Raw genomic sequence first — 11,039 nt, forward strand, 5'->3', positions numbered from 1 at the left:
TAACTTTATTTAATAATTTCGTAGCAAGGCTCGTAGGCAGTGCCTCCCGGTAGTTTCATTCGATGCTGTTCCACAAAGTCTTTCAATAGCTTATCCATATGGCGCATTGTTTTAACATCCCCGTGGATTTTGAATGGATCCTGTTTTTCAATCGCTTGAATACCCACCTCTTTCACATTACCGGCAACAATCCCGGAAAAAGCCCGGCGCAGTGACGCTGCCAGTTTTTCAGATGGTTGATCAGAATGGAGATTAAGATCAGCCATGTTTTCATGGGATGGTTCAAACGGCTGTTGCAAATCATAATTGATCTTCATTGACCAATTAAAACTATATGCATCACCGGTACTGTGGCGGCTATCTCTCACTAATGGCATCGCTTCTTTCATTATTCTGGCAACTTCGGGCGCATTATCAATGATGATGTGATAGTAGCGTCGTATATCTTCGCCCAAGGTATGAACAATAAATTCGTCCAGAACCTGGAAATAGTCCTCACTCTCCTTTGGTCCGGTAAGAATTAATGGCAGTACTTGCTCCTGATTTTCCGGGTTCATCAGAATGCCTAGCAAATAAAGTAATTCTTCCGCTGTACCGACGCCACCAGGGAAAATAACGATACCATGAGCAATACGAACAAAAGCTTCCAGACGCTTTTCTATGTCTGGCATGATAATCAGCTCATTCACCAATGGATTTGGGGGTTCCGCCGCAATGATTGAGGGTTCGGTGATACCAATAAAACGGCTATTTTTATAATTCTGTTGGGCATGGCCGACAGCCGCGCCTTTCATCGGTGCTTCCATTGCGCCGGGGCCACAGCCAGTACAGATATTCAGTCCACGTAACCCAAGCTGATTACCGACTTTACGGCCATATTGATACTCTTGCTTACTAATTGAGTGGCCTCCCCAACAGACGATCATGTTGAGATCGTCATCGGTATGCAGCGCTCTGGCATGGCGCAGAATAGAGAATATTCTGTTGGTGATATGCGCACTATTCTCTGAATCGGAATAATCCGGTTGTCCTGGATCGGTAATTTGTGTATGGACAAACAAGATATCCCGCAGCACTGCGAACAGGTTAGCTTGTAGTGAATGAATAATTTTTCCATCAACGAATGCGTCTTCTGGTGGATCTATCAGTTCCAGTTTTACTCCACGCTCACGGCGCAGTACGTTAATCTCAAAATCGGTGTATTTAGAGAGCAGTTCTTTACTATTATCGGTTTGGCTACCTGAATTGAGTACGGCCAGTGAGCAATTACGGAACAGGCGATACAGATCACTTTTTGCGGTACTCTTTAGCATATCTACTTCAAGTTGAGATAATAAATCCATCGAGCCGAGTGGGTTGATATGTGTGATCAAGAATGACTCCTTGTATACCGTGTATGGATTACATATCAATAGCACTAAACTGAATGTATTACATACTCTATTTCAGCTTATTTTTCAGAAATTGCGCTTAGGAAAACAGATTTAAAGCAGATCTATTGACGTGCCAGTCTGCCTATAGCTGGAATAAAGCTTGCACTATTTGTGCGCCACGGGTTGATATCTAATCCCCCACGACGGGTATAACGAGCGTAGACTGAAAGCTTTTCTGGTGCACATAACTGTTGTAAATCGTTGAAGATACGTTCGACACATTGCTCGTGAAACTCATTGTGATGCCGGAATGATATTAGGTAGCGTAGCAACGCTTCCCGATTGATTTTTGCCCCTTTGTAGTGAATCTGGACAGATCCCCAGTCAGGTTGATGGGTGATCAGGCAATTAGATTTCAGCAGATGGCTAACCAAAACTTCTTCTACCTGCGGGCCTTGTGCTGCATCTTGCAGATAATGACGATTGAAATCATATTCAGTCACTTCAATGTCTTGATCGTCAATACATTCACCTGTAAAAGCGGAGATTGGCTGATTATTGAAATGATCTAAATGATGAAGAGTCACTTCCACCTTGCCTTCAGCACAAGCAGTCAGATCGCGCTGTAGTGTTTCTTCAACGACTTGCCAGTTTTCAAAGCGAGTTTGGTTAAAGCTGTTCAGATAGAGCTTAAAACTTTTAGATTCAATCAGGTTTTTACTTGTTGCATTTAAACTAACATGCCCGACAGCAACTTGTGGCAAACCACGGCTATTCAGCCATGACAGCTCATATAGCGTCCAGATATCAGCGCCGTGAAACGGCAAATTATCAGGGAAAATTTCCAGCGGTTCACGGTTCATATTGCGGGGTACAGCTTGCAATAAGCTGGCATCATATTGGTCACGATATAAAGTGGTTTTACCCAGAGTAAGCTGCTCAAGAGCTTGGTGATCCCGATATAACGACATGTTATTCCTCAAAATCTGATATTAGTGATTGCTTAAGTTTAGCAAGTTAGCGCGTTTGTCTGAATTTTATTTATTCGCTCAGTTCATTATCTTTGGTTTAGTATAAAATTATTAAGTACACCCTAACAGTTACCGGTTGAAAATAATATGATTTATAATGTTACAGAAGCGTTGTCTAATTTTACCCGTTGTTATGTTGATTTGTGGCAAAAGGAAACCAGAACCCCCCCTGCCAGCCGTGAACTTTATGGTGTACCATCACCTTGTATTACCCAGACTGGTGACAACATGGTTTATTGGCTTCCACAGCCTTTTCCTTTAGAGGATAAGCTGAATAGCGTCGAAGTTGCACTGGATATTCAATTACAACCGGCAATTCATGATTTTTATACATCACAATTGGCCGGTGATATGACGGCCATGTTTGAAGGTCAGCGGTTTAGTTTGATTCAGGTCTGGAGTGAAGATGACTTTATCCGTTTACAGGAAAATCTGATAGGACATTTGGTGACGCAGAAGCGGCTGAAACTGTCGCCAACGGCGTTTATTGCGACGATGGAATCAGATGATATGGGGATGATTTCTCTGTGTAATTTGACCGGTGAAGTTATCTTGGAACAATTTGGCAGCCATAAACGAACGCGGTTATTTACCGACTTAATTGGGTTTCTTGGTGCAATTGAGCCTGTCTTTATTCGTTAGATGTAACGACTTGCAATTGAAAACCGCTCGACCTGTAATCAACAGCGGTTTTCAGTTCATATTAAGTAATTCTCACCGAGCCTCCAACCCAGAATAAATGACAATAAATCTACATTATTTGCCCCTAAATCTGCATTCCATCCCGGCCAACCTAGATTATTTGCAAATGAAAAAAATACTTCATTATCGCGTCAAGGTTCGATGTAATGGGACGTAGAAAAATGAACACTGTAAAAGAACACCAAATGTCGCAATTTTTGGCAAAAAATATGCAAAGTCATTAATGTTCAAAGAATCCTCGTTTGCTGGAGGCTGATGCTCGTCACTTGGATTATTTAATGACGTCGTAGATCGATTTTTCATTCAGGAAATTGGAAGCCAGTCCTGAAGCCGGTGAAAATGGACTCCCCTTTATTGAAGAAAAGTTGGCGTTACTTGTGCCATGAGAAACTTGGCGCTCCCCTTTATTGCTTTCGGTAATTAAAGTATAAGAATTACTATGCATTTTTGTATACAGGTCTGCATTTCTTTCCATGGCTTTATGGAGTTCCAGTAGCTGCGCATCATCCAAATTAAGCTTTTTATCCAGATTGCATCCCCATCTTGTCAGGCATACTTCGGCAAAATGACGGACAATCATTCCTGGCTCATACAAAACTTTACCACTGCTGATCCCATCAAGGGATGCGTTACCGACAAGTGTGGCGTGCCGGCCGGGCATTGGATAAATATGTACAGCCGTTGATTTATCCGTTTCCGGGATCACGCAAGAAAAACCTTTTGAACGTTCATCCTTTGCATAAAATGCCACGTATTCTCTGACGTTCTTTCCTAAAGAAACCCTTTCTTGTTGGAAATTCCCTAGGCCAGGTACTGGGTCTATTACAAAAATATTCACCGGGATCGCTTCTAAGTCAGGATTTTCAAGCATCGAATTGGCGAGCATATGGCAACTTATTCCTCCCCGACTCCAGCCTATAAGGTTGACCTGTGTTGGAAGTATTCCGTCCTTACGAAAAGTTTTAATAATTTGCTGCTGTAGTTGTTGCTGCGTAACTTTTCGTTTGCCATAGTCATAGTGTCGCCAGAAAAAGGAACCTGTGACTTCAACATCCTGAATTGGAACTCCCGATTCTTTGAGCTTATTATATTGTTGTTCAGTTAACTTTTCGCGTTGCCAGCCGAAACTACCTTTAATAATATGGGCGGCATGCTTGACATTTTCTTCCCAGCCGTAGCCGAGTGTTTTGCCTGCCCAGTCGTAATGTTCCCCGCTTTTTTCCCAAAGTTCATCATCCTGAAGGTTGCCGCTACCTGGACCATCGATGATTAACCATTCGGCAAACTCGCGTCCCAAGTTATGGGACGCCAGAGTGGAAACCAATTCCCCGTTCCAATAATTAGGGTTTGAATCATCAAACTTGGTGGCTGCTGTCCCGCAGAAATAAATCGTCATTACTGTCATAATAACCTCTGTTGTCTTATCTGTGTGTCAGACTCTGCCTGGTAAAGCGTCTCCCCGGCGGGATATAAAGCTTAATCGAAATTATTTCTGCACAGCCGGCGACCATTTGGCAGAATGGTTGTTAAGTGAGAACCATATAGTTTATTGCCGCCCTTTTTCCCGGCCCGCAATATCTACAAGTGAAAACTTATATCGACTCGAAAATAATCGACTTTAAGCCATACTTGTTCTAGGGAATTAATGTCCTTTAAAATGGGCACTGGGATTTTTTCCTCCGTGTATAAGGTGGAAAATAATTAACCACAGTAAAATATATTTTGATTTTAAATTATTAGGGACTTACAACATGATTAATGCCAATTGTTTTTTCTATTATTTTATTTACCTATTATATTAATAGGCTGCGATGAAATTTTTAATAACATTAATATTTTTATTAAAAAATTCAATAAACTAACCTTTGCTCATCTAATTAAATTTTAAGTTGACTATTGATGATAAGTTTTATCCTTAATTCTCAAAAAGACATTACTATTTTTATCTGTCATGTCATTAATTAAGTATAGCTAAAGATCTATTTATTTCCACTAAATTTTAAGATTATTTAATAACATCCTATTAACCTTCATGTTGATATATGGAAAGCCAATAAAGTTATTTGGTTTTCAAAATAAAGTTAGTGAATCATTGTTCTATTTGCATCGATAAGAAATATAAACAGGATAATATTATGTCATGCTTATTATTATTATTTTTAATAGAATTAACCATCCTAACAATCGTCATATTTAGGTGTATTCGCAATTAATCTTGGAATTATTTTAGTATTGATGGTTTATTAGACTCAGGGCCGACTCGGCATCCTCACCGTAAATGCAGAGGTATTCCTGATAAGCTGTGCCGCTCCGATCATCCATCCCACTGAACAGCATCAAGGTAGGTTAGCCTTTATCCGGATCAATCCACTCCAGTACATCAATGTGTTTCAGATCGGAAGGTGGCATATCAAACTGCCAGTAACCCAGTGTTGCGGGTTGACGGTCTATCGTGATGAGCGCGATTCTTTATCTACAAAACAGTGACTTACTGGATGGCGTATGGGGAGCTGTACAACGGTAAACACACCTCGCTTACGCTCTGACACGGGATTCATTTTCTGCGAGGCCACAACAGGTTATAGATTTCATTTTCAGTTATTGTGGGTTGAAAAACACGATAAATGCAGGTTGCTACAGTTACGCCCGGATTTTTAACTCTACATTTGTGAGATATCTCTTACACTTCATGTAAGAGATATCATTGTTTACTTTTGTGAGTTTCACATTAGTTTATTATTTTCATTTTATTTCAATAGGCTATAAATAATTACAGATTTTATTCCTTATCCTCACTTACTGGTTCCATTATGTGTAGCTTGTTTCATCGAACAAATTAATTCATGCTGTCCTCAGCAGGAAAGGAATCATTACGCACAATTTCTCAAGGACAGATAAGTGATGATGGTCAGGATGACACAATGCATAACAGGATCGTATGCAACATAAATAAAATGATGGGTAAGGGATAACCAACAGGGACAATTTGTCAAGGAGTGAGCAGGGAGCATATTATTAGCGGGACTGCTATAAAATCAACTTAAGGGGAGCGCTTGTTCGCTCCCTTCTCTTATTTGGTGGAGCAAGCAAATTTTCAGCTTAAGGGGTATCGATGGTATTCTTGCGAACTTGGTTGTTTTGAGTAAAAACTGAGTCAGGCTGAAAATATGAGTATTGCAAAACAAATTCTGCATAAATTACAGTTAATTGAAGAAGCCATGAGGGAAATTGACCTGTGGCAGAGCCATCCGCCTAAACCCAAAGCTTTCGAAAGTATTGAGCCATTTTCCATTGATACGATGTTAGCTGAAGAGTGGTTACAGTGGGTATTGATTCCGAGAATGTATGCATTATTGGAACAGGGATTGGCGTTGCCTACGGCATTTGCTATCGCGCCTTACTTTGAGGAATCTTATAAAGAAGATACTACTGGGCGTTACCAGCGACTATTTGAACATCTTCGTGAGTTGGACCGCTTATTTATACAGGATAACGTCTGATATGTTGGAAGTGTTATATCAGGATGATTATATTGTGGCAGTTAACAAGCCTGCGGGATGGTTAGTTCATCGTAGTTGGTTGGCGCGTCACGAAACTCTCTTTGTCATGCAGACATTACGTGATCAGATTGGTCAGCATGTTTTCCCGGTACACCGTCTGGATAGACCAACGTCAGGTGTATTGCTGATGGCGCTTTCCAGTGATGTTGCCCGTCAGCTTTCTCAACAGTTTGAACATCATCAGTTACAAAAAACTTATCATGCCGTCGTGCGCGGTTATGTGTTGGAAGCAGCTATTATTGATTACGCTCTGGTTGAGGAGCTGGATAAGATCGCGGATAAATTTGCACAGGGTGAGAAAGAGGCTCAGCCCTGCGTGACTTATTACCGACCACTGGCAACGGTGGAATGTCCGGTAGAGATAGGTCGTTACCCTACATCACGTTTTAGTTTGTTGGAATTGACACCGAAAACAGGCCGAAAACATCAATTAAGACGCCATATGGCACATATTCGTCACCCAATTATTGGTGATACGACACACGGCGATTTACGGCAAAACAGAGGAGTTACCACTCATTATCAAACCAGTCGGTTGATGCTTCATGCCAGTTGTCTTGAGTTGGATCACCCTGTTACGGGTGAGAAATTATCGCTTACGGCAAAATGGGATGCGTCATGGCAGCATTTGATACAACAATTTGGCTGGCAAGGTATTATCTCGGATTTGGAATATGATGAAGCGAGTAAAATAGAAAGTTTCGTAGATTAGGATATTTTCAAAGAATACTCATTAGTCTTTATCTCTTAATTGAGATAATTAAGAGATAAAGGCAACATTTATATATTGTTAGTAAAGATTGGTAATATATGAATTTATTGGTTTTTACTGGTCAATGTTATTATTTGAATTGATTCTTGAAAGAAAAATAGTTGAGATAACTATTGAAGAAATTAATAATATTATAAATACAGCAATGATTTTTTCAACGCCAACACCTGAACAAATAGTATAAAAAAGAATGATCATAGTAATAAAGACATAAATACCTGATTGCATACCCAAAGTATAAAGAGAGTTTTTTGAATACAATCCCAAATAAGAGAAAAAAACAGGTTGTATAATGGTATTAGCTAAAAATACCATAATTGTAAATAGCAAATAGAGTATGCCAGAATTTATCATAATGCTAAGTAAGCAGAATCCGAGAGAAAATAATTGTAGGATATTACCTATCATGATTCTTTTGGTTAAAAGTGCGGATTTAATGATTTTCATGATGCCAATTGCACAGGGGAACCATGTAACCAGTAATATGATATACATTTGAGTCATGTCAATATGTTAAAAATATTTTGTTCGCATTGCTGGCATAATCATTAAGGATAGAAAAAAGCAAACATTGATGATAACTAAACTGGAAAAGGCAAATAAAATAAATAAAAGCAGCAAAAAAATCTGCTGATGTGCGGGAATTTAGACTTAAAAGAGAGAAAATAACTGGAATTAAAAATGGCAGGCTTAATAACGCCAGGCTTAAAATAGAAAAATCACTATTAGTTTTCTTTTCATTTCCTGCGGTTATAAGGATATTTCTTCCCATTATGACAATAAATCCACTTATTACTCCCCATAATATTCTATGCAGAGTATCCAACCAAACTGGAATAAGTATTGTTTCTCTTGCAAAGAGAGTGCAGTTTATCGTTGCTAATAATAAGAAGAAGCCAAAAATATTTCTTTCAAAAAAAACAATATTCATTTTTCGAATAAAAAAGGATATGGTCATACACCCCAGAGATAATCCCAATAAATAGGAAAAAACAGGAACGTAAGCGTTTAAAATCATGCCTCCATCTTTAAGCACGGTATCTACCCAAATCATTAGACCCGATGAGCCGGTAATATTTGCGGTACTTAATAGTATACTCAGCACAACAGCTCTATTGTTAAACATGGTGATCGTTTTCCTTTATTTAGTGCTTATTTGTGCCATTCTATTAACCTCATAATACTATTTCTCATCTTGAAATAAAGTATATGGTCATTTTTCATATTAATATCAATAATATCAGTTAAAGTTGTTTAAAAAAATGATTTTAATACTGAATTATTATTGGTTAAATAACTTGATCTAAGACGACATAACTTCTGTTACTTTATCTTGGTTGTCACAGAAAACGAGGCTTTTGATGATTATCTGTTACCGTTTTATGTAGAATAACCACAGTTATTGATCGCTACGTCTGTTCGTAATTAGTTTAACAGATATATGATTAGTCATTAGTGCTGATGGGATACTGTTTACATGACAGAATGAGCTTAATAGTGGCAATATTTGATTTGATACGACGACTTAGCTGGTAAAGGTAATTATCCCTGATTTGGGAAGGGTTGAGTTTTCTGCTGTTGCCAGCGAGGATAACTAATAATTCCTTTAAAAAGAGATAATAAGTTATGGCAAAGATAGGTATTTTCGTTGGTACTGTTTATGGTAACGCGCTTGCTGTTGCAGAAGAAGCACAGCAGATCCTTGAACAACAAGGTCATGATGTAGAAGTTTTTGAAGAAGGGGAGCTGGAACAATGGCAATCCTATCTTGATCAAATGGTTTTGGTTATTACTTCAACTACCGGGCAAGGAGATTTGCCCGATAATATTCGGCCTCTTTACCATTCCCTGCGAGATGAATTGGGGTATCAGCCTGAATTACGCTATGGCGTGATCGCTTTGGGTGATAGCAGTTATGAAAATTTTTGTGGTGGTGGGCGCACTTTTGATGAGTTGCTACAAGAACAAGGGGCGATAAGAATCGGTGAAGTTTTGATGGTGGATGCGGTGGAAGAAGCTGAACCGGAAGTTTTTGCTCAGCCTTGGATCAAGCAATGGGGAGAGTTAATTGAATAACCTCAATACACCGCTTATACCAAATAAGATATAGGCGGTGTAATTAATAGAACCGTTTTATTTACGGGTTAGTTTTTCCAGATCGGCTTCAATCTCGGCAATCTTGTTGGCAACAACGTGTTCAAGATGACGTAAGTCATCAAGAATTTTGTGTTTCAAATCGACTTCTGCTTGGTCGCGTTTGCAAATTTGATCTAACTCTTCAATCACATAACGTAGGTTAGTGTTGATTTCGTTGATCTCTTTGTATCCTTGCTCTGTATTGTTTGCAGTTACAGTCTTGCGTTGACGCGGATATTTGAATTTCACGCTTTTAGCAAAGAATTCACCTTTATCCTTGCGGAAATAGATTTTCAGAATATCGTTGTTAGCTTCCTGACGTAGACTATAGCGGTCAATTTCTTCGGGATATGTGATCCCCAGGCTCTTTAAGTTATCGTACATAGCACCACCTTAAGGGTATTTTTCCCAGTAGGTTATTTTATGTGTCATTTTGAATCCAGAGCGTCGCTAAACGCCTTACGTACTCTGTGTACGTTTCGGGTTGTGCACGTTGTCCGCATTCAAACTCCCTATATTAATAACACTGACTGAGGTCGGTAATGATGATAAAAAGCAAAAAAATAGCGGACTTATTTATTATCCGCTATTTTAAAGTTTAATCTATCGATCTGAGTAGTTCATTAATGCCCACTTTTCCTCGTGTTTTGGCATCCACTTTTTTGACAATGACAGCACAATACAGGCTGTAACTACCATCTTTTGATGGGAGGTTGCCAGAGACAACAACGGAACCGGCAGGGATGCGGCCATAATGGATTTCGCCTGTTTCACGATCATAGATTTTGGTGCTTTGACCGATATAGACACCCATTGAAATCACTGAACCCTCTTCGACAATGACACCTTCCACAATTTCAGAACGGGCGCCAATAAAGCAGTTGTCTTCAATGATGGTTGGGTTCGCTTGCAATGGTTCCAATACACCGCCGATGCCGACGCCACCGGATAAATGGACGTTTTTACCAATTTGGGCGCAGGAGCCGACAGTCGTCCAGGTATCTACCATTGTCCCTTCATCAACATAAGCGCCGATGTTGACATAGGAAGGCATCAGTACGCAGTTACGGGCAATAAAGGCCCCTTGACGTGCTGCCGCAGGAGGTACCACGCGAAAGCCCTCTTTTTCAAATCTTGACTGATCATAATCAGAGAATTTCATCGGAACTTTATCGAAATAACGGCTTTCTGTGCCGTCGATGATCTGATTTTCATTAATACGGAAAGAGAGCAGTACAGCCATTTTCAGCCATTGATGAGTGACCCACTGACCGTCAATTTTCTCTGCAACGCGCAGTTTTCCACTATCCAGCAGGTTGATGACTTGAGTAACAGCATCACGAGTTTCATGGTTGACTGTTGCTGGAGTAAGCGTTGCGCGGTTTTCAAATGCACTTTCGATAATGGATTGTAATTGCTGCATTGCATCGGGTTCCTTGGTTATCGTCCGAATCATGGGCTTATA

At 39.7% G+C, this 11,039-nt stretch carries 11 protein-coding genes and 1 pseudogene; 4 read left to right on the forward strand and 8 right to left on the reverse strand.

What is annotated here, in order from left to right; all coding sequences use genetic code 11:
• Positions 1–5: 5 nt before the first annotated feature.
• Complete coding sequence (gene ppnN, locus B0X70_RS03720; RefSeq protein ID WP_217470909.1) at positions 6–1,373, reverse strand: nucleotide 5'-monophosphate nucleosidase PpnN; 1,368 nt, start codon at positions 1,371–1,373, stop codon at positions 6–8.
• A gap of 122 nt (positions 1,374–1,495) precedes the next feature.
• Positions 1,496–2,344: an NADPH-dependent 7-cyano-7-deazaguanine reductase QueF gene (queF, locus tag B0X70_RS03725; protein ID WP_217470910.1), complete on the reverse strand. Its 849-nt coding sequence runs from the start codon at positions 2,342–2,344 to the stop codon at positions 1,496–1,498.
• Positions 2,345–2,491: 147 nt separating this feature from the next.
• Here queF and syd point away from each other — a divergent pair, with 147 nt between their 5' ends.
• Positions 2,492–3,046 (forward strand): SecY-interacting protein, encoded by a 555-nt coding sequence (gene syd, locus B0X70_RS03730; protein WP_217470911.1) that lies wholly within the window; start codon positions 2,492–2,494, stop codon positions 3,044–3,046.
• Between the two features lie 331 nt (positions 3,047–3,377).
• Here the strand turns inward: syd and B0X70_RS03735 are convergent, their stop codons facing one another.
• Both B0X70_RS03735 and B0X70_RS03740 read right to left on the reverse strand, forming a co-directional pair.
• The gene (locus B0X70_RS03735; protein WP_217470912.1) at positions 3,378–4,511 is read right to left on the reverse strand and encodes a hypothetical protein; all 1,134 of its coding nucleotides are present in this window, start codon (positions 4,509–4,511) and stop codon (positions 3,378–3,380) included.
• An 836-nt stretch (positions 4,512–5,347) separates the two neighbouring features.
• Positions 5,348–5,527 (reverse strand): annotated as a pseudogene (locus B0X70_RS03740) (IS481 family transposase); the annotation flags it as partial.
• Positions 5,528–6,273: 746 nt separating this feature from the next.
• Between B0X70_RS03740 and B0X70_RS03745 the strand changes: the two are divergent.
• Complete coding sequence (locus B0X70_RS03745; RefSeq protein WP_217470913.1) at positions 6,274–6,606, forward strand: YqcC family protein; 333 nt, start codon at positions 6,274–6,276, stop codon at positions 6,604–6,606.
• A gap of 1 nt (position 6,607) precedes the next feature.
• Positions 6,608–7,378, forward strand: a complete 771-nt coding sequence (truC, locus tag B0X70_RS03750) for a tRNA pseudouridine(65) synthase TruC (RefSeq protein ID WP_217470914.1) — start codon at positions 6,608–6,610, stop codon at positions 7,376–7,378.
• A gap of 114 nt (positions 7,379–7,492) precedes the next feature.
• On the opposite strand, the gene B0X70_RS03755 is transcribed toward truC, so the two are convergent.
• Both B0X70_RS03755 and B0X70_RS03760 read right to left on the reverse strand, forming a co-directional pair.
• Entirely contained in the window at positions 7,493–7,885 is a 393-nt protein-coding gene (locus B0X70_RS03755; protein WP_217470915.1) for a hypothetical protein, read from the reverse strand.
• Positions 7,886–7,943: 58 nt separating this feature from the next.
• Positions 7,944–8,564, reverse strand: a complete 621-nt coding sequence (locus tag B0X70_RS03760) for a hypothetical protein (RefSeq protein ID WP_217470916.1) — start codon at positions 8,562–8,564, stop codon at positions 7,944–7,946.
• A 500-nt stretch (positions 8,565–9,064) separates the two neighbouring features.
• Here B0X70_RS03760 and B0X70_RS03765 point away from each other — a divergent pair, with 500 nt between their 5' ends.
• Entirely contained in the window at positions 9,065–9,514 is a 450-nt protein-coding gene (locus tag B0X70_RS03765) for a flavodoxin (protein ID WP_110086589.1), read from the forward strand.
• Positions 9,515–9,571: 57 nt separating this feature from the next.
• Here B0X70_RS03765 and B0X70_RS03770 read toward each other — a convergent pair whose 3' ends face one another.
• Both B0X70_RS03770 and dapD read right to left on the reverse strand, forming a co-directional pair.
• Complete coding sequence (locus tag B0X70_RS03770; RefSeq protein WP_036781518.1) at positions 9,572–9,958, reverse strand: DUF3461 family protein; 387 nt, start codon at positions 9,956–9,958, stop codon at positions 9,572–9,574.
• A gap of 214 nt (positions 9,959–10,172) precedes the next feature.
• Entirely contained in the window at positions 10,173–10,997 is an 825-nt protein-coding gene (gene dapD, locus B0X70_RS03775) for a 2,3,4,5-tetrahydropyridine-2,6-dicarboxylate N-succinyltransferase (RefSeq protein WP_046394361.1), read from the reverse strand.
• Positions 10,998–11,039: the final 42 nt, after the last annotated feature.

The sequence above is a fragment of the Photorhabdus akhurstii genome, from assembly GCF_019090985.1.
Taxonomy (GTDB): Bacteria; Pseudomonadota; Gammaproteobacteria; order Enterobacterales; family Enterobacteriaceae; genus Photorhabdus; species Photorhabdus akhurstii.

Excerpts from the sequence above, each read along its gene's own strand:
- B0X70_RS03735 (WP_217470912.1), bottom strand. The coding sequence starts at position 4,511 with ATGACAGTAATGACGATTTATTTCTGCGGGACAGCAGCCACCAAGTTT.
- B0X70_RS03755 (WP_217470915.1), bottom strand. The coding sequence starts at position 7,885 with ATGAAAATCATTAAATCCGCACTTTTAACCAAAAGAATCATGATAGGT.
- B0X70_RS03770 (WP_036781518.1), bottom strand. The coding sequence starts at position 9,958 with ATGTACGATAACTTAAAGAGCCTGGGGATCACATATCCCGAAGAAATT.
- B0X70_RS03745 (WP_217470913.1), top strand. The coding sequence starts at position 6,274 with ATGAGTATTGCAAAACAAATTCTGCATAAATTACAGTTAATTGAAGAA.
- truC (WP_217470914.1), top strand. The coding sequence starts at position 6,608 with ATGTTGGAAGTGTTATATCAGGATGATTATATTGTGGCAGTTAACAAG.
- queF (WP_217470910.1), bottom strand. The coding sequence starts at position 2,344 with ATGTCGTTATATCGGGATCACCAAGCTCTTGAGCAGCTTACTCTGGGT.
- dapD (WP_046394361.1), bottom strand. The coding sequence starts at position 10,997 with ATGCAGCAATTACAATCCATTATCGAAAGTGCATTTGAAAACCGCGCA.
- B0X70_RS03760 (WP_217470916.1), bottom strand. The coding sequence starts at position 8,564 with ATGTTTAACAATAGAGCTGTTGTGCTGAGTATACTATTAAGTACCGCA.
- B0X70_RS03765 (WP_110086589.1), top strand. The coding sequence starts at position 9,065 with ATGGCAAAGATAGGTATTTTCGTTGGTACTGTTTATGGTAACGCGCTT.
- syd (WP_217470911.1), top strand. The coding sequence starts at position 2,492 with ATGATTTATAATGTTACAGAAGCGTTGTCTAATTTTACCCGTTGTTAT.